22 protein-coding genes are annotated in these 22,748 nt (G+C 48.9%); 13 read left to right on the forward strand and 9 right to left on the reverse strand.

Going from position 1 to position 22,748, the window contains the following annotated elements:
- The first annotated feature begins 70 nt into the window (after positions 1-70).
- The 3 genes from ACSQ8P_RS34265 to ACSQ8P_RS34275 all read left to right on the forward strand — a co-directional run bounded on the left by ACSQ8P_RS34265 (position 71) and on the right by ACSQ8P_RS34275 (position 2,895).
- Complete coding sequence (locus ACSQ8P_RS34265) at positions 71-1,351, forward strand: ArsB/NhaD family transporter (RefSeq protein ID WP_436239216.1); 1,281 nt, start codon at positions 71-73, stop codon at positions 1,349-1,351.
- 19 nt (positions 1,352-1,370) lie between these two features.
- On the forward strand, positions 1,371-1,649 hold the full coding sequence (locus tag ACSQ8P_RS34270) for a hypothetical protein (RefSeq protein ID WP_436239217.1): 279 nt from the start codon (positions 1,371-1,373) through the stop codon (positions 1,647-1,649).
- A gap of 64 nt (positions 1,650-1,713) precedes the next feature.
- A complete protein-coding gene (locus ACSQ8P_RS34275; protein ID WP_436239218.1) occupies positions 1,714-2,895 on the forward strand; it encodes a cation:proton antiporter in 1,182 nt (393 codons plus the stop codon).
- Positions 2,896-2,971: 76 nt separating this feature from the next.
- On the opposite strand, the gene ACSQ8P_RS34280 is transcribed toward ACSQ8P_RS34275, so the two are convergent.
- Entirely contained in the window at positions 2,972-4,006 is a 1,035-nt protein-coding gene (locus ACSQ8P_RS34280; protein WP_436239219.1) for an ion channel, read from the reverse strand.
- Between the two features lie 254 nt (positions 4,007-4,260).
- Between ACSQ8P_RS34280 and ACSQ8P_RS34285 the strand changes: the two genes are divergently transcribed.
- The 5 genes from ACSQ8P_RS34285 to ACSQ8P_RS34305 are packed head-to-tail and all read left to right on the forward strand — an operon-like array spanning position 4,261 to position 8,492.
- Positions 4,261-4,926 carry a Crp/Fnr family transcriptional regulator gene (locus tag ACSQ8P_RS34285; protein ID WP_436239220.1) on the forward strand — a complete coding sequence of 222 codons (666 nt, stop codon included), beginning with the start codon at positions 4,261-4,263 and terminating at the stop codon, positions 4,924-4,926.
- Positions 4,927-4,952: 26 nt separating this feature from the next.
- Positions 4,953-5,792, forward strand: coding sequence for an ABC transporter ATP-binding protein (locus tag ACSQ8P_RS34290; RefSeq protein WP_436239221.1), 840 nt, complete (start codon positions 4,953-4,955; stop codon positions 5,790-5,792).
- Positions 5,725-6,480 carry an ABC transporter permease gene (locus ACSQ8P_RS34295; RefSeq protein WP_436239222.1) on the forward strand — a complete coding sequence of 252 codons (756 nt, stop codon included), beginning with the start codon at positions 5,725-5,727 and terminating at the stop codon, positions 6,478-6,480. The genes ACSQ8P_RS34290 and ACSQ8P_RS34295 overlap by 68 nt, the downstream gene beginning before the upstream one ends.
- 36 nt (positions 6,481-6,516) lie before the next feature.
- Positions 6,517-7,545, forward strand: a complete 1,029-nt coding sequence (locus tag ACSQ8P_RS34300; protein WP_436239223.1) for an aliphatic sulfonate ABC transporter substrate-binding protein — start codon at positions 6,517-6,519, stop codon at positions 7,543-7,545.
- A gap of 26 nt (positions 7,546-7,571) precedes the next feature.
- Positions 7,572-8,492 (forward strand): MBL fold metallo-hydrolase, encoded by a 921-nt coding sequence (locus ACSQ8P_RS34305; protein WP_436239224.1) that lies wholly within the window; start codon positions 7,572-7,574, stop codon positions 8,490-8,492.
- Positions 8,493-8,541: 49 nt separating this feature from the next.
- On the opposite strand, the gene ACSQ8P_RS34310 is transcribed toward ACSQ8P_RS34305, so the two are convergent.
- The 5 genes from ACSQ8P_RS34310 to ACSQ8P_RS34330 form a co-directional block, all read right to left on the reverse strand.
- Entirely contained in the window at positions 8,542-9,213 is a 672-nt protein-coding gene (locus tag ACSQ8P_RS34310; protein WP_436239225.1) for a hypothetical protein, read from the reverse strand.
- Positions 9,214-9,305: 92 nt separating this feature from the next.
- Positions 9,306-10,694, reverse strand: coding sequence for a sensor histidine kinase (locus ACSQ8P_RS34315; RefSeq protein ID WP_436239226.1), 1,389 nt, complete (start codon positions 10,692-10,694; stop codon positions 9,306-9,308).
- A complete protein-coding gene (locus ACSQ8P_RS34320; RefSeq protein ID WP_436239227.1) occupies positions 10,688-11,383 on the reverse strand; it encodes a response regulator transcription factor in 696 nt (231 codons plus the stop codon). The genes ACSQ8P_RS34315 and ACSQ8P_RS34320 overlap by 7 nt, the downstream gene beginning before the upstream one ends.
- A gap of 178 nt (positions 11,384-11,561) precedes the next feature.
- Positions 11,562-12,140, reverse strand: a complete 579-nt coding sequence (locus tag ACSQ8P_RS34325) for a histidine phosphatase family protein (protein WP_436239228.1) — start codon at positions 12,138-12,140, stop codon at positions 11,562-11,564.
- A 171-nt stretch (positions 12,141-12,311) separates the two neighbouring features.
- A complete protein-coding gene (locus ACSQ8P_RS34330) occupies positions 12,312-13,991 on the reverse strand; it encodes a glutamine--tRNA ligase/YqeY domain fusion protein (protein ID WP_436239229.1) in 1,680 nt (559 codons plus the stop codon).
- Between the two features lie 84 nt (positions 13,992-14,075).
- Here ACSQ8P_RS34330 and ACSQ8P_RS34335 point away from each other — a divergent pair, with 84 nt between their 5' ends.
- The gene (locus ACSQ8P_RS34335) at positions 14,076-15,305 is read left to right on the forward strand and encodes an aminopeptidase (RefSeq protein ID WP_436239230.1); all 1,230 of its coding nucleotides are present in this window, start codon (positions 14,076-14,078) and stop codon (positions 15,303-15,305) included.
- 66 nt (positions 15,306-15,371) lie between these two features.
- On the opposite strand, the gene ACSQ8P_RS34340 is transcribed toward ACSQ8P_RS34335, so the two are convergent.
- Positions 15,372-16,232: a hypothetical protein gene (locus ACSQ8P_RS34340; protein ID WP_436239231.1), complete on the reverse strand. Its 861-nt coding sequence runs from the start codon at positions 16,230-16,232 to the stop codon at positions 15,372-15,374.
- A gap of 73 nt (positions 16,233-16,305) precedes the next feature.
- On the reverse strand, positions 16,306-17,745 hold the full coding sequence (locus tag ACSQ8P_RS34345; RefSeq protein WP_436239232.1) for an amidase family protein: 1,440 nt from the start codon (positions 17,743-17,745) through the stop codon (positions 16,306-16,308).
- A 139-nt stretch (positions 17,746-17,884) separates the two neighbouring features.
- Between ACSQ8P_RS34345 and ACSQ8P_RS34350 the strand changes: the two genes are divergently transcribed.
- Both ACSQ8P_RS34350 and ACSQ8P_RS34355 read left to right on the forward strand, forming a co-directional pair.
- Positions 17,885-18,862, forward strand: coding sequence for a helix-turn-helix transcriptional regulator (locus tag ACSQ8P_RS34350; protein WP_436239233.1), 978 nt, complete (start codon positions 17,885-17,887; stop codon positions 18,860-18,862).
- Between the two features lie 169 nt (positions 18,863-19,031).
- On the forward strand, positions 19,032-19,532 hold the full coding sequence (locus ACSQ8P_RS34355) for a DinB family protein (protein ID WP_436239234.1): 501 nt from the start codon (positions 19,032-19,034) through the stop codon (positions 19,530-19,532).
- 260 nt (positions 19,533-19,792) lie between these two features.
- On the opposite strand, the gene rpiA is transcribed toward ACSQ8P_RS34355, so the two are convergent.
- The gene (gene rpiA / locus ACSQ8P_RS34360) at positions 19,793-20,455 is read right to left on the reverse strand and encodes a ribose-5-phosphate isomerase RpiA (protein ID WP_436239235.1); all 663 of its coding nucleotides are present in this window, start codon (positions 20,453-20,455) and stop codon (positions 19,793-19,795) included.
- Between the two features lie 148 nt (positions 20,456-20,603).
- Between rpiA and ACSQ8P_RS34365 the strand changes: the two genes are divergently transcribed.
- Complete coding sequence (locus ACSQ8P_RS34365) at positions 20,604-21,458, forward strand: SDR family oxidoreductase (protein ID WP_436239236.1); 855 nt, start codon at positions 20,604-20,606, stop codon at positions 21,456-21,458.
- 98 nt (positions 21,459-21,556) lie between these two features.
- A complete protein-coding gene (locus ACSQ8P_RS34370; RefSeq protein ID WP_436239237.1) occupies positions 21,557-22,291 on the forward strand; it encodes a DUF421 domain-containing protein in 735 nt (244 codons plus the stop codon).
- Positions 22,292-22,748: the final 457 nt, after the last annotated feature.

Genomic DNA, 22,748 nt, shown 5'->3' on the forward strand with positions numbered 1-22,748 from the left:
GGGTCGTTTATCACACATAACTCAGGACAATTATGGAAATCCTGAAATAAAGTTAATGGGGGCAGATCTAATGGAATTACAAGCTTACTGGGCTATCGGCATCTTCTTGCTTATTTATGCGATTATTATCTCCGAGAAAATCCATCGCACCATTATCGCCATGATCGGTGCCGTGCTGATGGTTGTTTTTGGTATCGTGAGCCAAGAGACAGCTCTGCATCACATCGACTTCAACACGCTAGGCCTGCTCATCGGAATGATGATTATCGTGGGCATTACAGCGGAGACGGGGCTTTTCAAATATGTGGCCGTGAAGGCGGCAAAGCTTGCCAAGGGGAAGCCCCGCAGCATATTGATAGCGCTCGTAATCATCACAGCCGTTTGTTCTGCCTTTTTGGACAATGTGACGACCGTCCTTCTTATGGTCCCTGTCACTCTGAGCATTACGAGACAGCTTCGCGTGCATCCTTTCCCGTTCCTTTTCACACAAATTCTTGCCTCCAATGTTGGAGGGACAGCGACGCTGATCGGCGATCCACCGAATATTATGATTGGCAGCGCTGTGAAAGAGCTTACGTTCATGGCTTTCATTAACAATCTGGCACCTATTGCGATCATTATCATGCTGGCCTATATCCCATTGTTCCTGCTGCTTTTCGGGAAGCAAATCAACGCTACCCCCGAGCTGCAAGCGAGTATTATGGCGATGGATGAGAACGCGATGCTGACGGACCGCAAGCTGCTGTGGAAATGCCTCATCGTTCTGACCCTTACCATTCTAGGCTTCTTCCTGCATCAGAGCTTACATTTGGAATCGGCTACGGTTGCGCTGAGTGGCGCGTTTCTACTGCTTCTCCTGACTGGAGAGCATATGCTGGAGCCTGCCTTCGCGAGTATCGAGTGGCCTACGATCTTCTTCTTTGTTGGGCTTTTCGTGCTCGTATCTGGACTTGTGGAAACAGGCGTGATTACCCAATTAGCTGTGCACGCGATCGAATTGACAGGTGGCAATGAGCTCGCAACTTCGATGCTGATTCTGTGGCTGAGTGCGATCGCATCGGCTTTCCTCGATAACATCCCTTTCGTAGCTACCATGATTCCATTGATTCAGGAAATGGGTACGCTAGGCGTCAACAATTTAGAACCGCTGTGGTGGAGTCTGGCTTTGGGCGCTTGTTTGGGCGGCAACGGCACGTTGATTGGGGCGAGTGCGAACCTGATTGTTGCTGGCCTAGCAGGGAAAGAGGGCTATCCGATCACCTTCATGAAATATTTGAGATATGGATTTCCTTTGATGCTCATCTCAATCGTGCTGTCCAGCTTATACATTTATTTCAGGTACTTGATCTAAAAAAGAGGAGGCGCGCTTCATGTTAAGGTACACTTTTGACGAAAAAGCCATCGAACTCAGTGAAACAGCCAACGGCCAAGATATAGAATTTCGAATTCACATTCTCGAGGACGCCTCTATGGATCAACGGGTGAAAGACATTCAGCATGATTTCGAACATAACCATGTCATTACGGATGTACTGTTCTACGCTTTTAAGAATCAGGAGTACCAATTCATTGTCCGCAAGGATTATTACGAGGCCTTTATCCTTTCTCTTATGAAGCATCGCCTTTTGACTAGTGTCACTTGGGTGTAGCTAAGTCGGCTAAAGCTGTTTACACAACAGGAACACTCAGGCGAGAAGAAAAGGAGGAACTAACATGATTCACTACTGGCTCGTCCTGCTTGCCATCGCGGTGGCTATTGCGTATTTGGCTGATAAAACAAAGCAACCCTACCCTACGCTGCTCGTCATAGCTGGCTTACTGCTTGGGCTCCTCCCCATTCCTGCTATGTCTCAGCTCAAAGATTACATCTCATCCGATCACGTGTTCCAAACAACGGTTATCCTTATTTTCTTGTCAGCCCTCATTGGTGATGCAGCAATCAAACTGCACTTTCACGAGGTAAGGGAGAGCAAGCGCCCCATCTTACTGCTCTCCTTGCTAGGCACATTGATCACCTTCGTTCTTGTAGCGGTGCTCTGCTCCGTTTTCTTAGATCTCTCCTTGCAAAAATCGCTCGTATTCGGCGCCCTAATGGCGGCCACCGATCCGGTTTCTGTGCTCAGTATTTTCAAATCGCTTGGACTCAATTCGAAGCTATCCACCATCGTCGAGGGCGAAAGCTTGGCCAATGACGGCGTCGCCGTCGTCCTTTTCAAAATCGCGCTAGTCACCTCGATGCTCAGCATGTCCAGTCTCATGAACGGGACCCTGGAGTTTGCCAAAGTTGTGCTCGGCGGGATGCTAATCGGGATTATCGGCGGCTTCTTAGCTTCAAGAATCACCTCGCGCATCGATAACTATCTCGTCGAAATCGGCCTTTCCATTGTGTTATTCTATGGTGTATTCGAACTTGCCGAGATGTTCCATCTATCCGGTGTGATCTCCGTGGTCTTCGCTGGTCTGTTGCTAGGCACCTACGGAAAAAACATCGGCATGTCCGACACCACGCTGGAAAAAATGGACTCCTTCTGGGAGGTCATCGCCTTTATTGGTAATGCGCTTATTTTCCTCATGGTCGGCTTGGAAATATCGAATATCGACTTCACGGACAAATGGCGTGAGATTGGCGGCAGTATCGTCATCGTTCTCCTCGCGAGGTTCATCGCCGTCTATGTGAGTCTTGCTCTGGATCGCAACATGCCTAAAACATGGAAACCAATCATCGCCTGGGGCGGACTCAAGGGTTCGTTGTCGATAGCCCTCCTGCTGGGCGTGTCCCCAGCATTTGAGGGCCGCGACTTGCTGCTCGCGATGACCTTCAGCAATGTGGTGTTCTCGCTGCTAGTTCAAGGGACGACCTTGAGCCGATTAGTTGCGGTTTTGAAAGTGAAGTAGCAGCACACCATAACTTACCGCCCCTCCACAAACAGGAAAGAGCCAAGAGGTGAAAAACCCCCTCCTGGCTCTTCTTCTATTTCTGCGTCAACCGTCCGTACGTTTCCTTATCACAAATCACGAAAAGCCTAGCCCCCTGCGGAATCTCTTCATGAAGCCTCTTATTGATATTCAGATGCTCCCCATCTGAGATCAGCGTGGCACCCTTTTGCAGCAAATCCTGAAAAGCATCATGAAACGTCACCCACTTCGCCTGTGTAGGAATCTCGTAGAGGTCCTCACCCTGAGGTGTGCGCGTCAGCAGCTGTGTAAGAATCTTCGATGTGCCTGGGCTAAACGCCGAGCGTACCGCGAGCTGGGAAATCGTTTCACTGCCAAAGATGAATTCATCTATGCGAATATGCTGGAAGTTGGGCAGGTTTTGCTTATCCCGAATCTCGACGATCGTGTATACGTGGTTATAGTTGCGCTCGACGGTCGTGGCGACCAGCAATGTTTTGCCATCGACGAAAGCGGGATCTCGAATCGTATTCTGGAACTGTGTCACCTCATCAGCAAAGATGAAGACTGCTCTTGCCTTCGCCGTATTCGCCATTTCGAGTGTTGCCACGAGCTGCGGGTTGCCAAGCACATAATGCACACGGTCATGCTGAATTGGCGATTTTTCCAGTGTATCTATAAGTACAACCTCTACAAGAGGATCTGAGTTCAGAATTTCATTGATCGCATTCTCTGCATGCTGACTCCAATCAATAATGACAAAATGGTTCGTTCCCGCAAACTTCAATTTCCCTTCCTCCTTCATCCGCTGATATACAAATAAGGCATCTACGACTTTGCTAATCGTAATGGAAATGAGTCCGATCCCGAAGATGTAAACGACGATTCCTAAGCACTTGCCTGCAACGGTATGTGGATAAAAGTCGCCATAGCCGACAGTCGTAACTGTGGTCATTACCCACCATAAGCCGTTAAATCGGTTTTCGAAGGTGTCAGGCTCAAGCTCATACGCTAATAAAGAACTCCCTCCAATGAACAGTACAGCTACGCCAAAAACAAAGAGATTATTCCAACGGATCAAACGCAATAGGAATTTGGAGAAGAAGAGCATGGTGACCTCCTGACGGGAACTCCCCTAACATTTACAACCAACTCATTTAGTATATCAAGAAAAACGCTTTCAGATGAATGATTCTTAAAGGACTAGCTCCTCCTGTGGATTATCATCTAACGAAATATTTTATTTTTGTCGGGAATCCGACATTTTAACTCGAAATCATGTGATAATATACATATAACAGATTGGAATACTCGGCATTAAAGAGATGCGCATTATTTGCTAAATAAAATAGGGGGTATGATCCTATGGACCAATTACATGAGCTGGCCGACCTTCGGGAAAAGGACCCTACCAAGGAAGTCATGATTGAGGCTTTTCGAAAACATGGAATTAGTCATACTTACAAGAAAAATGAATTTGTTTTTCAGGAAAATGACTTGCCAAGCGGTGCCTATTATGTGGCTTCGGGATTAATTAAGATTTCCCAATCTTCCGAAGAGGGGCAAGGGATCACCTTATTTCTTCGCTATGAGGGGGAAGTTTTCGGCAATGCGGAAGTGTTGACGAACATGGCTCGGAAGCGCTATGCCAAGTGCCTAGTGGACAGCCAAATCCTTACGCTAGACAGTCGGAAATTTCTCGAATTGGCCAAGGAGAATGCGGAGTTTTCCTATTCCGTTGCCGTTCTAGGCGCTCGAAGACTCCTGCAAACACAGCGAATGGTCGAAACCTTAATCTCCCGCCCCGTCGCGTGGAGGCTCGCTTGGTTCCTCCTGCAGCTAGGTAAACCGACCGAAGAGAAGCTCGAGGTTCAGGTGCCGCTCAGTCATGAAGAGATCTCCTATGTCATTGGCTGCAGCAGACAAACCGTCACGGAAACCTTGAACAAATGGCGCGATAAAGGACTCATCGATTACGCCAAAAAGAAGATCGTCGTCTATCATCCGAACCGTTTCTTCACCGACATATAGACGAACACCCCCTGGAGGCCAACCCTATGATTACGATAACCAATGTGAATAAATCCTTTTCACAGCACAAAGGTAATTCTTATACGGCTTTAGATCAAGTTTCTCTCACCATTGGGAAGGGAGAATTCGTCTCCATCGTAGGACCTTCAGGCTGTGGGAAGTCCACGCTTCTCAACCTGATTGCCGGATTCGAACAAGTGAGCAGCGGAACGATTACGGTGGGTGGGCAAAAGGTTACTGCGCCAGGAGCCGATCGCATAGTGGTTTTCCAAGAACACGGTTTGTTTCCGTGGCTTACCGTTCTGGATAATGTGGCCTTCGGTTTGAAGCAAAAAGGACTATCCAAGAAAGATCGCTATGCACTTGCTTCTGAACAGATTAAAGCCGTGCACTTGAGCAAGTTCATCGATCGTTATCCGCATGAGCTGTCCGGCGGGATGAAACAAAGAGTAGCAATTGCCAGAGCACTCGTTATGGATCCTGACATCCTCTTAATGGATGAACCTTTTGCGGCGCTGGATGAGCAAACGCGCTTTATTTTACTGAAAGATTTGGAAGAGATTTGGCTTAAAACAGGTAAAACCATCTTGTTCATTACACACAACATTCGTGAAGCCGTCATTTTATCAGATCGTGTTGTTGTGATGGCGACGCAGCCAGGCAGGGTCAAGAAGGAATTTGCCGTACAAGCGGCAAGGCCTCATCAAAACAGCGATCCGCTCATTCATGCTCTAGAAAATAAAATTATGGAAGCTCTGACGGATGAGCTCGAGAAGGTAGTCAGAGAGGAGCTTGGCCATGCATACAGCCTTAAGAAGAACACTATTTCTAATTCTTCTGCTGATCATATGGGAGTTGGGATTTAGGATTTTCCAGTGGGGTTGGAAGTTTCCTTCACCATTACAAACCTTTCAGGCCTTTTATAATGGGTTTGCACATGGGCATCTTCTTAACGCCATTGGGGCTAGTCTTCGTCGCTTACTCATTTCATTTGCCATTTCCATTGGGATCGGGACGCTATTAGGCTATTTATTCGCAAGATATCGGTATTTTGACGAAACCTTTGGCTTTGTCGTCGTTGCCCTCCAGACCGTCCCGAGTATCGCATGGCTTCCATTCGCAATTATCTGGTTCGGACTCAATGACACTTCGGTCATTTTCATTACGACTATTGGTGCGACATGGACGATGTCGATGGCAAGCCGCACAGGGATCATGAATATTTCGCCGATTCATCTGCGAGCTGCGCAAATGCTGGGAACAGGCAGCGGCTACCGCTTGTTCTTTCAAGTGCAGCTGCCGGCGGCATTTCCCCATTGGATAACGGGGATTCGGGTCGCATGGGCCTTCGCATGGCGGGCACTTGTAGCCGGCGAATTGATTGCCAAAGGCGTGGGGCTCGGGCAAATGCTGCAGGATGGACGCGGACTTGGCGATACGGCAACCATCCTGTGCGTCGTCATCATCATCGCGGTAATCGGGACCATTTCAGATCATTTCTGTTTTAAACAACTAGAGGATCGCATCGTGCTTCGTTTTCAGCTTAAGAAATAAATGGCGTTGTCTAGAACCAAATAAGGGGGAATTCGTGTGAAAAAAGTAGGTTGGATCATAAGTTTGGTTATAGTTGTATCGTTGGTTTTGTCCGCTTGCGGCCAGAGCAAAGAAACCGCTTCAAGCGCTGTCAGTACGACTGTGAAAATTGGTATTTTGAAAAATGTCACCCATGCTCCAGGATTTATTGCCCTGCAAAACAATTATTTTCAGGACGCTTTTGGTAAAAATGCCAAGATTGACGTCACGGCTTTTGACAATGGCGCAGACTTCGCAACAGCGATTGCAACGGACCAGATTGATATTGGCTACGTGGGACCAGGACCTGTCATCAATCAATATTTGAAAAGCAAAAATATCAGAGTCATTGCTGGTGCAAATAACGGCGGCGCAGTATTAGTTGCACGTAAGGACGCAGGCATCAATTCCGTGAAGGATCTCGTCGGCAAAACAGTAGCAGTCGCTGCCAAAGGAGGCACGCCGGATCTGTCCCTTCGCTTGCTGCTTAAACAGGAAGGGCTGAAAGTATCTACCGATACCTCGGGTGTGCAAATCGTTACACGTGCTCCAGCAGATACGTTAGTTGCGATACGTCAGAAAGAAGTAGATGCCACATTAATTGCTGAGCCTTGGGGTACACAGATCATCCAAGAGGGTTCCGGTACAATTTTAGTCGACTGGAACAAGATCCCGCCAAAAGACGGGAACTATCCGTTAACGATTCTCGTAGCCAGCGACACGTTTCTGAAGGATCACCGTGATTTGGCCAAAAAAGCCGTGAAAGCCAACAAACAAGCGATCGATTTCATTCAGCAAAACCCGAGCAAAGCCTATGATCTGATTAGCGATGAATTGAAGCAATTAACTGGTAAAGGGATGGACCCTGCGCTCATCAAAGCAGCCATTGATCACTTGAAGCTAACAGAAGATATCACGTTAGAGGATATTAACGAGCAGGCCAAAACATCTTTTGATGCAGGGTACTTAAAAGTGAAAGCGGAAGAGCTGGATTTTGGCAAATTCCTGGATTTATCGCTTCTAAATGAAGTTAAAAAAGAAAAATAACCATAAGTTGCTGAGGAGGCCTTCACTTGTTTATACAACCACAGGAAAACCTATTACCTGATTATCATGAGCACATCAAAGTCGTCATTCTTGGTACGGGCACACCGAGGGCCTTTTATGGTAGGGCGAAGGCAGGTGTCGCAATTCTCGCAGGGGACAAAGCCTTTCTATTCGATTGCGGAGGCGCAACCGTTGACCAACTGATTAAGGCAGGGATCATGCCGCAGCGTATTTCGGATGTCTTTTTCACACACCATCATAGCGATCACAATTCAGGGTTTTTCGATGTCTTCATCACGAGCTGGCGGACACATGTGATCGCGGATCGGGTTTTTGAGGGGCGAAAAGGGCCTATGAACGTCTACGGACCCACCACAACGAAAGAGATTATCGGCAAAATGAGAGCTTCTTTCGATTTCGACGTTAATCTCCGAGTGAATTATAACTTCTCTGCGGGTGAAGGAGCGGACATTCGTTATTTTGAAAGCAACGATGGTCTTGTTTACGACCAAGACGGTATTAAAGTCACCGCTTTTGAAGTCGATCATAAACCTGTTGATCCTGCTATTGCCTATAAATTCGAATTTAACGGGAAATCGGTAGTCATATCGGGCGATACCATCCCAGTCGACAATATGATCACACACAGTCGCGGCGTGGATCTGCTTGTGCATGAATCTTATAACAAAGCGTGGCTGGACGCGCTGATTGCCAAGTTTCCTGAGCAGACCATTGGCCTGTCCAATCCTGCAAAATATCATTCAACAACGCTTCAAGTGGCAGAAATCGCTAGAGAAGCAGGCGTTGCGCATCTGGTTCTCACCCACCACATTCCTGCACCTGCTGCCAATGAAGAGGCGGAGGCCGCCTACACTGACGGCATGGCGGAGATATATGATGGCCAGATCACGATGGCGAGAGATTTGATGGCATTTGATCTATCCTAATAAAAAGCTGCCCTGAGTTATTAGCTCAAGGCAGCTTTTTCGGCCAGGCTTATTTCGCAGCTTTTTTCGCCCATTTGGCTTGCAGCACACTCTCAATCTCCGCGTAAACCTGCTCCGTTGTTTTACCTTCCGTAGAGATGCCTAATTTGGCTGCTCTCTTGTTCACAGCCTCGGATATCTTCGCATCTTTCGCTGCTTTCTTTGCTTCTTTGGCAGCTTTCAACGCTGCGTGGATTTCCTTGCCGGTTTTCCCTTCTGTCGCGATACCCGCTTCGGTCGCTTTCGTTTGCAGCTTCGCCAAAGCAGCTGCTTTCAGCGCTGCTTTGACCTCTTTGTTCGTCAGCCCGTTCGTGCTCACGCCGAGCTTAGTCGCTTTCTCCTGCAGCTTCACGCTAACAGCGGCTTTGATTTCTGCTTGGAGCTGCTCAGCTGACTTGCCATCCGTTGAGATTCCCAATTTAGCTGCCGCAGCATTCAACTGCTCGGTGTGGTTAGCCGTAGCTGCCGTTTTCAGCTCTGCCTTGATCTCCTTGTTCGTTTTCCCATCCGTCGCTATGCCAAAAGCTTGCGCCTTTTCTAGTACAAGTTGCTTGATGGGATGAAACTTGCTTGTCGAAGATGCTGTTGTATCTCCTTGTCCGCCTTCGGCGAAAGCCGCCACCGGAACGGAACATACAATCGCACCTACCAACACTATTCCTGCTAACTTCTTCTTCAACATGGGGAATCACTCCTTGATAATTAATGGGTCCTGTACCTTACGAACCCTATCTTATCCCATAGTTATGTCATAAGTTTGTCATGCGGGGACATTTACAGTGTTGGTAAAAAGATTTTGAACACCGTCCCTGCCCCCAGCTGTGACTCGACACGAATCGAACCGCCGTGCGCCTCTACAATGTGTTTACAGATCGTTAAACCTAGCCCTGCGCCAGAGCGATTGCGGCTTTCGTCCGCTTTATAAAACCGATCAAAAAGATACGGCAGCTTCTCAGGAGAGATGCCCTGCCCATCATCCCATACCTCGATCCAACGCTCCTGCCTGACCGCCTTCACGCGGATCCCTGCTTGCGAGCCTTCTGGAATGTGATTGATCGCATTATCCAGTAAGTTGATGAATACCTGCCGGAGTCGATCCGCATCAGCATTGACGGTATATGGGGCCTCACTATTTGCACTGAGCTCAATTCCCTTGCCTTTCGCCTTCATCTTCAGCTGTGTCAAGACGAGTCCAATCAACTCAGGCAGATCAACGGCTTGCATAGTCAACTTCACCTGCTTCTCCTCAAATGAAGAAAGCTCCAGCAGATCATCTACCAAATGGCTTAATCGCAATGTCTCCTGGAGGGAGATATCGATGAATTCCTTCGCATCCTCTGGCTCTACCACGCCATCCGTGATGCCCTGTAGAGAGGCCCGAATCGTCGTCAACGGGGTCCTTAGCTCGTGAGAAATTTCGGAGAGGAACCGCTTGCGGCCTTCTTCGACCTTTTGCAGCTTGCCGGCCATTCGGTTGAGCGATCCTGATAACGAGGCGATTTCATCTTTACCGCGTACAGGCACCCTGCCGCTAAAATCCCCAAGTGCCAGCGCCTCCGCCGTCTTGCTCATCTGCTGTAGAGGCTTCACAAAGTGCCGCGACACAAAGTAAAGAAGCGCAATAGCCAGCAGCGCAACCACGAGGGCAGATACATAGATAGCGCGATTAATCTCATTAATCGTACCTTGAATGTTCACGATAGGCGTATACAAGAAAATCGCCCCAACCACTCGGCTGTCCTGTAGGACTGGACGTCCGACGATCAGCATTTTGACAGAGCTATTCTGAGTAAATGTACTCTTCACCGTCACGGGGTTACCGGAGAGCACCTTCTCCACCCAGCCTAACCGGGCAGGAACTTCGCCTACAGCTTGGATCTTATCCAAGGTCGCTCTAGGATGTCGAATGACCGAAATGCGGACATTCGAGGTTTTCTCCATCGCATTAATTTGCTTCCGAAAATCCTTCTGAGCCGTCGAATTCTCGAACAAATCCTTCGCTAGCTCCTCCACTTGCTCCACTTTTTCCAGTAAAAGCTTCTCACTGCGGTCATACGTCTTCTGCTTCATCGTGTAACCAATCGCGCCCGAAATCGCTAGAATCGACACCACCGTAATGGCTATATATATAAATAGCAGCTTGCGATAAAAGGAGTTCAGCATACGCCAGGTCCCTCAAACTTATATCCCACACCCCATACTGTACGGATACTCCAGTCTTCTTTCCCTGCTGAGAGCTTCTGTCTTAATCGTTTGATGTATAAATCGACCACGCGGTCCTCACCTTCGAAATCCCACCCCCAGATCTTAGAGATCAGATCCTCGCGCGTGAACACTTGGTTCGGATTCCGTACGAAAAACAGCAGCAGCTCGTACTCTTTCTTCGGTAGAGCCACAACCTGCCCATCAACCGTCACCTCATGACCTAGGCTATCTATGCGCAAACTGCCGACCTCATATACGTTTGCCGCAGGCGCCACTTGGGTGCGAAGCCCCGTCCGACGAAGGATCGACGTTACCCGTGCCACCAGTTCATTCGGGTCAAAAGGCTTCACCAAATAGTCGTCAGCTCCCATCCGCAAGCCTTCCACACGCTCATCCACGTGGCCTCGTGCCGTCAGCATCAGAATCGGCACATCGCTTTGTGCGCGGACCATCTGACAGACCGACCACCCGTCACGTTTCGGCAGCATAATATCCAGCACGATGAAATCGGGCTGCAGCTCCTTGAACCGCGCGAGCGCCTGCTCGCCGTCGTTCGCTGTCGCTACCTCGAAGCCGTTCTTTTCCAGATACAGCTTCGTTATTTTGCATATATTCAGATCATCATCTACGACTAATACCAATGTCACGTGTGGTCACGCTCCCTATTTAAAACCTTATCCTTTTATATTACTGGATAATTGTGATGGAAAAATTTCTTTTTTAGCGCATTTTAGTATTCTCTTTTTGATACACAAACAAATAGAACAATCCTTCAGCTTCCGTCGGCTGGGAGATTGCTCTGTTTATCGTTATATGTCGTACATTTTATTCACGGTGTTCCCAGAGTCTTGTCACTTCCTCTAATACGAGGTCATTAAATTGCATTTTATAAATATCAGGCTTCATGGTTTGATTCAAGAAATCGAATCCATATGTCGCATCAAAATGATTCATCATCAATGTCATAACGTTACCATGTGTGCCAATGGCTATCTTCTTCCCTTTATTTTCTTTTAGGATATCTCTCAATACGACCACCGCTCTTTGCTGGCAGGCTCTGTTAGACTCTCCACCTGGATAGGCATAATCAAAGTCATCGAACATCCGCTTCATCTCAGACATGAACTTTTCTGTAGGAATCTGATCATCTTCTCCAGAAAAATGTCTTTCCCGAAGATCTTCAACTATCTTAATCTCTTGTTCTAGTTCTTTAGCCAACCCTTCCAGGGTTAGAACAGCTCGCGCATAAGGGCTTGATATCAGCACGTCGATACCTTCATCTTTTAATATCCTTGTGATGTCTTCAGCATTCGATTTCCCCTTGAGGGTAAGTCCCCTCGTTCTTTCATTTCCTTCTGTATAAGGTGATTCCGCATGTCTGACCATATAAATCGTCGTCTTCATGTAACCCACCCTCCCTAATTTGATTACAAATATTTCCTTACACTCATTCGAGAAATACTTTGGATCTCCTGCACGATAACCACTGCGCTCACATCAGATGAAAACCGGGCCTAAATCAGAAAACCCCCTAGCATCCGCTAAGGGGTTCGGTTCTAACTATAGACCCGTTCGTTACACCACGAACGAGCTTTTCAACGATACGATCAAGTTGAACACCAGATGATCAGGTGTAGTGTACTTCGGATCCACATTGAAGTAGCCGTGGCGGAAGAACTGGAATTTATCATGCGGGCTCACGCTCTTCATGTTGTCTTCGACGAAGCCTTGCACGATTTGCAAGGAGTTCGGGTTCACTTTGTCCATGAACGATGTCTCTTCTTCGCCTTCCTCATCGTCCAAGATCAACGGCTCGTACAGGCGGAATTCCGCTGGTACGGCGCTTTTCGCATCCACCCAGTGGATGGTGCCTTTGACTTTACGGCCAGTGAAGCCGCTGCCGCTTTTCGTCTCAACATCATAGGTGCAGTGCAGTTCAACCACGTTGCCATCTGCATCTTTGATGAAGTCGTTGCACTTGATGAAGTAGGCGTTTTTCAAACGCACTTCGTTGCCGGGAAATAACCGGAAATATTTGGGCGGTGGATTTTCCATGAAATCATCTTGCTCGATGTAGATCTCGCGAGAGAATGGAATCATACGATTGCCCATTTCTGGGTTCTCGGAGTTATTTTCCGCTTCCAGCATCTCCACTTGATCCTCCGGATAGTTGGTGATGACGACTTTGAGCGGATTCAGCACGCCCATCGTGCGCAGCGCCTTCAGCTTCAAATCCTCGCGGATGAAGTGATCCAGCATGCGAGTGTCAACAACACTGCCACCGCCTCCTTTGGATACGCCAAGCTCACGAACAAAATTACGAATCGACTCTGGCGTCAGGCCTCTACGGCGCAGACCCGATATGGTCGGCATACGTGGATCGTCCCAACCGTCAACGGCTTTCTCGTCGACGAGTTGTTTCAGCTTTCTTTTGCTCGTAACGGTATTCATTAGGGAGATACGGGCGAATTCATATTGTCTCGGCACATTCGGCATCTCGCACTCACGAATCACCCAGTCGTAGAAAGGACGTTGATCCTCGAACTCACTTGAACAGAGCGAGTGTGTTACGCCTTCAATCGCATCTTCCAGTGGGTGAGCGTATGTGTACATCGGATAGATGCACCACGCATCTCCTGTGTTATGGTGATGTGCGTGAAGAATACGGTAGATGACCGGGTCTCTAAGATTAATATTCGGCGAAGACATATCAATTTTGGCACGCAGCACACGCTCGCCGTCTTTGAATTCACCAGCACGCATACGCTCGAATAGGGATAAATTCTCCTCAATTGTGCGTTCACGATACGGACTGTTTGTTCCTCCCTGCGTCAGTGTTCCACGAGTTTCACGGATTTCATCCGCCGATTGGTCGTCTACATAAGCCAGTCCTTTGCGAATCAAGACTAATGCTCGGCTATACATCTCTTCAAAGTAGTCAGATGCAAAGAAAAGCCCGTCCCATTTAAAACCGAGCCATTTTACATCTTCTTTAATAGATTCCACATATTCAACATCTTCCTTGACCGGATTCGTGTCATCAAATCGAAGGTTCGTCAACCCATTGAAATCATCCGCAATTTCAAAGTTCGTGCATATCGCCTTTGCATGTCCTATATGAAGGTAACCGTTCGGTTCCGGGGGGAATCGGGTCACAACCTGACTGACTTTGCCTGATTTCAAATCTTCGTTTACAATGTTCTTAATGAAATTTGATATTGCGCTTACGTTAGCTTCCGCGTTTTTCGTTTCCATATGTGCCCAGCCTTTCTCCCACGGGTTAAAGTTTTATTAACTATCATACACTAAATGGTACTCAAATATAAAGGAGACAAAGAGATGGAATCATTCGAGCATTACTTAGATCAATATGCAGAGCTTGCGATCCGCGTCGGATTAAATGTACAGAAGGATCAAACCGTCGTTATCACGACGCCGATTGCTTGTGCGGATTTCGTTCGCAAGCTGACGAAGAAAGCCTATGAAGCAGGCGCTAAGGATGTTGTTGTCGATTGGGATGACGATGAAGTGAAAGCGCTCCGCCTCAAGAACGCTTCCGAAGACACCTTGCAGACGTACCCCATGTGGCGGGCAACTGGTATGGAAGAAATGGCGAAGGACGGCGCTGCTTTCTTATCCATTTATGCGCCGAACTCGGACTTGTTTAAGGAAGTCGCCCCCGAACGCGTCGCGATGTCCAGTAAAGCAGCAGCAACTGCGCGTGCAGGCTTCCTCTCCTATATGCGCAACAACAAGGTTAACTGGTTGATGGTCTCTTATCCAACTGCGGAATGGTCAGCCAAGGTATTCCCGAATTTGAGCGAATCCGAGCGGATTACGCAGCTGTGGGAGCAAATTTTCAAACTGACACGTGTAGATAAAGCAGATCCTGTTGCGGCATGGAAAGAGCATATTGCTACGCTGACGGCAAAGCAGAATATGCTGAACAACCAGAAGTATAAGCAGCTTCATTTCCAATCTCCTGGAACCGACTTATACATAGAACTAGCACCTAAGCATCAATGGGTTGCCGCTGGCAGTGAGACCGAGAGTGGCATTTTCTTCGTTCCGAACATTCCGACGGAGGAAGTGTTCACGATGCCAGCCCGTAACGGTACCAACGGTACGGTTCGCAGTACGCTGCCGCTGAGCTACCAAGGCTCATTAATTGATGGCTTCTCCCTAACCTTCAAGGATGGCCGCGTCGTCGAGGCAACCGCAGAAGTGGGTCAAGAAGTGCTGAACAACATGCTGAATATGGATGAAGGTGCTCGTTATTTAGGTGAAGTGGCACTCGTGCCATATGACTCGCCTATCTCACAATCAGGCCTCATCTACTACAACACACTTTTCGATGAGAATGCTTCCTGTCATGTCGCGCTCGGCAATTCCTACCCGTTCACGATTGAGGGTGGAACGACGATGAGTGCCGAAGAGCTTGACGCAAATGGCTATAACAAAAGCTTAATCCACGTGGATTTCATGATTGGCTCCAAGGATATGGCGATTGACGGGATCTTGGCAGATGGTACACGTGAGCCATTATTCCGTAATGGAAACTGGGCATAAGCCCACATTAATGAAAGACCGCCCCTACATGGAAATATTTCCGTGTAAGAGCGGTCTTTGTTTCATTTAGTCCTCGTCTTCAAGACTCGGTGCACGCACCATGCTTGTCGTCAAGGTTTGCGTAACAGCGGCTTCCTTCAGCTTCCATTTGCCTTTGTGCCATCTCCACACCGAAGTGACATAGCCTAGTGTGTCCGCATTCGCGATACCTGTGATGCGCTGAACACCCTTAAGCTCACAGAAGCCATCCCGATCCACATCGACGGGCTTCAACAGGCTGTACGCATCCACATTAACAATGATTGGTTTTACAATCTTCCCTTGGTTGTAAATGCCAAATTGCTCGTAAGCCTCCTTGCGATCCGCAATATCGAGGGTGAAGGATTTGCCGGTCTCCTCGATTTTCATCTTCACCTTATAATTATTCTTAAAGGTCGCTTTGACATGCAGCGGTTCCGGCATCGGGATCGCGGTGGGCACGTTATTTTTGAGCGAATAGATGTAATTCGAGGTAAACCCGCCACTGCCGCCGGTATCGGAGGTTACATAGATCTGAGGCAGCTTGTCGTGGATAAAATCACAAAATTCCATTTTCGGATTATATCCGCCCTCTAGCGGAATCACGACCTGTGCCTGACCTTGTCCGACGACAGAGATAAACAGCTTGTCATAATAAGGACTGTTCAGGTCCGATTTCAGACCGACTAGGGAAACCATCTCCAATTTGCCATCGCCGGTGACATCAATCTCACGTGTCTGGATGAGCTGACCCTGCCCACTCTGTGGGGGCGTTACTTGTGAGGGTGGCGGAGGCACCGCTTGAGTGAAGGCCTCTGCTGACCCACTAAAGCTTAAAGCGCTGCTCAAGAGCATACCAATTGCTGCTGCGCGCAGGGGGATTGTAAAGCTTTTTCTAAACCAAGACATTGTTCGCACTTCCCATCATGGAATTAAATTCGGTTTATTATTTCAATTTTTTCCATGAGGTATGCGGAAACAACTACAAAATAGGCGGTCTGCGATAAAGCGTCGCCTGCTCAAACGCATACGCAAGCTTAATCAGCGTCGGCTCACTGAATGCTCCAGCTGCAAACATCACGCCCATAGGACCTTTGCTTGTATAACCAGCGGGTACAATCAGAAGCGGATAGCCTGCCCTGGCGGCAATATCCTCGCCTTCATCTTTGGGGAAAAACAACGCATCGAGTTGATACGTTTGGAGGGCATGATCGATTCCTTGTGATCGTGTTAACTCTTGATACCTATGTAGACTCGTCAAATAAGTCTCTTCCGAAAGCGTTCCGTTCGCATCCTCTGACCAAATCAACGTATCCTGCCCGTAGACCAGTGCCTGATTGGCATGCCTTTCATTGAACGCAATAACCTCTTGTAAGGAGTGCACGTATGGCGGATCTAACTTTGCCAGATAGGCATTGAGATCTCTTTTGAATTCATAAAGCAGCACATCGTAGTTCCAGACAGCATCTTGACAAGGAAGCGCCACGTCATCAATCACAATCGCGCCTTCGTCGCGCAGAACCTGAATAGCCCTCTCGGCAATCTGCCGTTCTTCCTCATCCAACTGCTGATAATACCAACGTGGAATCCCTATTCTGGCTTGATGAAGTCCTCGACTATCGAGATAGGGGGTATAATCCCGATGGCCTTGCCCTTCACTAGCTATACTACGTGCATCCGAGGCATCGACACCTGTCATCACGCCAAGTAAGACGGCCGCATCACTCACGGTACGCGTCATCGGACCCGGTGTATCCTGACTGCTGGCAAGCGGAATAATGCCCGAGCGACTTAACAGGCCAACCGTTGGCTTCAAGCCCACTAAGCTGTTATGCCCTGCTGGATTGACGATCGATCCGGACGTTTCAGTACCGATAGCTCCCACTGCAAAATGAGCCGCTATTGCCGCACCAGACCCTGAGCTTGAGCCTCCAACTTCATAAATGCCAGGCCCATACGGATTCGCCACCTGTCCGCCTCTTGAGCTATAGCCAGATGGCATCGCAACGGCCATAAAATTCGCCCACTCTGTCATATTCACCTTGCCTAGCAACACCGCACCAGCGTCACGCAGCTTGGCAGCTATATACGCATCTACACTCGCCACATGCTCCGCTAAACAAATCGATCCAGCACTCGTGTGCATGCGGTCAGCGGTCTGAATGTTGTCTTTGAGCAAAATCGGAATGCCATGCAAAGGGCCCCGGCTCCCACCTTCTGCACGTTCCCGATCTAAAGCTTCCGCAATCTCTACTGCATCGGGATTCAGCTCCAGCACCGCATTAATTTTGCCATTATAGGCTTCAATTCGACCTGTATAGTAAACAACCAAATCTACAGAACTGATTTCCCGCCGTTCCATCGCTAGTTGAAGTGTGATAATGTCCGCATTTGCCATCCATTCGTCCGAAATAAGTGCCATCTACAACCGCCACCCCTTCACTATTCATGCTACACTAATTCCCTAGGATTTCGGGTTTACCTTCTTGAAGCAGGGATTTCCTAGCAGCTTTCAGTATAACGGGCAACAAAGGATTTTCATCTGTATAATCGAATAATGAATGAAGAATATGACCAGAATCAATGAGGTGCTCCTTTTGAAAATAGATCGTTTACTCGCCATCACCATGCTGCTGCTCAATCGTCGCCGTATTAGCGCAAAAGAGCTTTCCGAGCGGTTCGAGGTTTCTATGCGTACCATTTATCGGGATGTGGAGGCCATTAACCAAGCTGGCATTCCGGTTGTTTCCTATTCGGGTCTCAGCGGTGGTTATGAAATCATGGACCAGTACCGGCTGGATCGTCAGTTTCTGTCCTTGGAAGAGCTGCAATCGATCATCATCGGCCTCAAAGGAATTCGCGCTTCCGTCCCCGACCAAGAAATCAGCAATCTGCTGGATAAGGTTGGCGCACTAGTCGCTAAATCCGAACAACCCGCAGCTGCGCAACTTGGCAACCAGCTCATCCTCGACATGAATCCATGGAGCAGTGGCCATCAAAATACAGATCAGCTGACAGCTCTCCGCAACGCAATTAAAGAGACAAAGCTCGTATCCTTTTCTTATATTTCATCGCAAAGCGAACCGTCCGTGCGAACCGTTGAGCCCATGGGCATCGTGGTCAAAGGCTTCGGCTGGTATCTGTACGGCTACTGCTTGCTGCGTGAGGATTTCCGGATTTTCCGATTATCCCGCATGCATGGCGTCGAAGTGCTTCCCCAAACATTCGAGCGCAAGCAAGAAACATTAGAAAAGCTCGATTATCGTTTGGGTAAAAGAGACCCCTCCACCCTCATTACGCTCGTGCTGCACGCGCAGCCGAATGTTAGGGCGCAGATCGAAGACTATTTCCGACCCGAACATGTGACCATGCAGCCCGACGGAACACTGATGATTAGAGCGACGCAGCCCGATGAGCCTTGGCTGTATGGCATGTTGCTTAGCTATGGTCCAAACCTGCGCATTCTAGAACCCGCGCATATCGCAGCCGCCGTCAAAGAGAAGGCCGAAAAAATAGTTGCCCTCTATTCGACTCACTGACATTCTGTTGTCAGCAATGATTGTCTATACTGGGGGTATGAGGTATGCGTATCAACCAAGAGCAAGAACTATACGGAACTCTGCCCCTGCTGACGACGTATCTATACAAGAATGCATGCTTACGATGCCAGTTTTTTCTGGCGAAAAAACTTTGAGGAGGACAACCCCCATGTTCAAAATGATTGAAGATTTCGTAACCGAATATACCCGAGAAGCACAAGGCACCCAGCGCGTCATGGACGTCCTGACGGATGCTTCACTTGCTCAGAAGATCACACCAGAGCTCCGTTCGCTAGGACAAATTGCTTGGCATATCGCAACAACGATCCACGAGATGCTATCTCGCACAGGACTAACATTTGCCGCCCCTGAAGGGGAAGAGCTTGCTCCCGCTTCTGCCCAAACCATTGCAGATACCTATCGCTCCTCCGTTGCCGCAGCTATCGAAGCGCTTAAGTCGCAATGGACCGACGCAAAGCTGAACGAGACTAGCGATATGTACGGCGATCAGTGGCCTAACGGACTTACGCTGCGCGTTCTCATCTCCCATGAAATTCACCATCGCGGTGAGATGATCGTCCTTATGCGCCAAGCCGGATTGCGCGTTCCCGATATTTATGGTCCGACGCGGGAAAGTTGGGTTGAGATGGGTATGCAACCGTTGGTGTAGGCGACGCCCTTGGGCAGCTTGGAAGTGAGCAGGCGCATTCGCAGGCGGAACACAATCATATCCACTTGCTGCACCATTCGCACACCTCCTCTGCCTAGAATGGTGCCTAATGGCTGAAATAGCGGGAGGTTTTCCAGTTATTTCTTGGATCACGTCGATCGAGCCATCTAACTCTCGTTTAAACATAGAAAGAGTTGTCCCCTCACGTCATCATAGACATGTGGAACAACTCTTTTTTGCATATTAGGCGTGCCCTTCTCCTACAACCTCACCACCGAACCATCCTTATACCCCACGATCACTTGGCTGGCCATCCCGACAAAAAGCCCATTCTCCACAACACCCGGAATCGCGTTGATTGCCTGATGCAGCTCAGCGGGGTTAGGGATGCTGCCGAAATGACAATCAATGATATAATTCCCGTTGTCCGTCACATAGGGCTGATTGTCAGTAACTCTAACTTTGGGCTCGCAGCCTAGCGCTCGGAGCTTCCGAATCGTCAGTTCATAGCCAAACTTTACAACCTCAACAGGTAGTGGAAATGCACCAAGCTGCGCAACATTTTTACTTTCATCTACGACCACAATCAGCTTCTTACTTGAAAATGCGACGATTTTCTCCCTCAGCAGCGCACCTCCCCCACCTTTGATTAAGTGCCAATCTGGATCGACTTCATCTGCTCCATCTATCGTGACATCGATTTCTGAGATATCTGCAAAAGGAATAAGCGGAATCCCCAACTCCTTAGCCAAGTTCTCGGAGGCTACTGAGGTGGCAACTGCCTGAATGTGCAGACCATTTTGTACCCGAACACCAAGCCCTTGAATCGCCCAATACGCCGTTGAGCCTGTCCCCAAACCAACAATCATCCCATTTTGGATCTCCTCAATGGCTAGCTCTGCTGCTGCTTTTTTCGCTTCCACTTGTACACACTCCTCACTTCCACTGATCGGAATTCTATCCAACTAGTTTAACACAAAAAGGAAAATCCAACGGGATTTCGTCCGTACAGTATTGGATGCGGCGATTCATCCCATGGGCTATACTGGAATAAAAAGGAGGCGAGCCGCGATGCAAAATAAAACGGTACTCGTTACCGGAGCTAACTCTGGCATGGGCCTTGCCACAACAGTGGCATTGGCCAAGCTAGGCGCCAACGTCATCATGCTCTGCCGCAGCAGACAAAGAGGCGAGCAGGCGCTCGCAGAAGCTCGACGCCAAAGCGGCTCCGAGCTCATCGAGCTGATGCTGTGCGACCTCGCTTCACTTGCAAGCATTCGCGCTTTTGCGGCGGCGTTTTTGGTTAAGCACGCCGTGCTCGACGTGCTTGTGAACAACGCAGGCGTCGTCACCGTGAAGCGGCAGACTACAGCAGATGGCTTCGAGGCTATGATGGGTGTCAACCATCTCGGCCACTTCCTGCTGACCCAGCTTCTGCTGGACGCTATCATCCGCGCTCCGCAGGGGCGGATCGTCAATGTCTCTTCCGGCGCCCACAAAATCGGGCGCATCGATTGGGCCAACCCTCACCTGCAGCGAGGGTTCCGGGTCTGGAACGGATACGCCCAGTCGAAGCTGGCGAATATCCTGTTCACCCGCGAGCTCGCCAAGCGGCTCGCAGGCACTTCAGCCACGGCCAACGCGCTCCATCCGGGAGCCGTGGCCACGAACATCGGTGTCGATCGCGACACCGGATTTGGGAAGGCCGTGCATGCGATGATGCGGCCGTTTTTTTTGACACCGGCGCAGGGTGCGGATACGACGGTGTTCTTGGCCACGAGCCCGGACGTGCAAACGGTCAGCGGCGAGTACTACTACAGGCGGGCGATAGCGCCTGTTTCGGCCCGAGCGATGGACGATGCGCTGGCTCGTCAGCTCTGGGCTTGGAGCGAGGAGCAGGTCGGACTAACCGGTGGCGAGCACTAGATCATTGGTGCCTTCTCCCCTGTAAACCGCGGATAGCTGATCCCATATAAGGGTACGTTATAGGGAGCATTTACCTTATTTCCGGAGTGTGACGACCCTTGGACTTCTTTCACAGTCAAGAATCACTAACCACCATACAGTGGATATTACGTGCTATTGTAGGCTACTTTTTCCTGCTTCTCACCGCCAAAGCATTAGGCCAACGCTCGATCTCACAATTGCGTTTTCTCGATTTCGTCATTGCACTCATTCTAGGCAATATCATGGCACACCCACTCTCTGACGAGCACTTATCTTTAAAAGGCTCCATGATCACCACCCTTGCGCTCGTTGTGCTATATCTCATAACCTCTTGGCTAAGTCTAAAATGGAACTTCCTCAAGCATCTCTTTGAACCGTCACCACTGACGCTTATTGAACACGGAAAGCTTCGCATGGGCGGTCTGCGCAAAGCCAAAATCTCAGTCGACCACCTCTTCTCTGAGCTCCGCAAACAACAAATTGAGGATATTGAGAAGGTAGCACTCGCTCTGTGGGAGCCTGGCGGGATGGTTTCCGTATTTCTCGAGCCGCAGTATCAAACGGTGACAGCCCAAGATATGGCAATCCCCAGCGACCCTTTCTCTCTCGTGAAGCCACTGATCATACAGGGCTCCTATGATAAAAAGCTGCTCGCGCAGCAGGGAAAAGATCTGCCTTGGTTGAAGGCGCAGATGCAGACTTTACAGGTTGATATGGAGCACGTCGTGCTCGCGACGATCGACGATCAAGACCAAGTCCGCGTGTACACGGAATTGAGCACGCAAGAAAAAGGCGAATTGACGCTGCATTAAGCGTTGGTTCGTCTTTATCTCGTGGCTTTACATCCAATGTTGTGTGAGGGGGTTAGAGGTCAAACTAAGCAGATAGGTTGGATACTGGAGTTGGGGTTGTTGTGCTTGTGGTTGTTGGTTGCGATTGCAGTTAGGATTGTTGGGACGGGACAAGTTTGTGACTGTAGTGAGGCTGAAGTTGGGGTTAGAGGTGGACTGGTGAACATGCTGAAAGGTTGGACTTTCGAATTCTTGTTGCATAAGTGTCTTTAAGTAGCATCGCCCTTCTTTTGAGTATCCTCAGCCTGTCGTTAGCTTCCTCTCATGGTCACACTGGTGGATCTACAAACTTTAACTGGATTTCTTACAGCTAATTTCCTCGTTTTTGGCCATTTTCCTGATCTAGATGGAAAAACTCCATCTAATTCTTCCCCATTCTCCTCATTCGGCGTGAATGTGCACATTTAGCTGTACTTTT

Origin of the sequence: Paenibacillus sp. LjRoot153 (genome assembly GCF_964253085.1) — a bacterium.
Taxonomy (GTDB): Bacteria; Bacillota; Bacilli; order Paenibacillales; family NBRC-103111; genus Paenibacillus_E.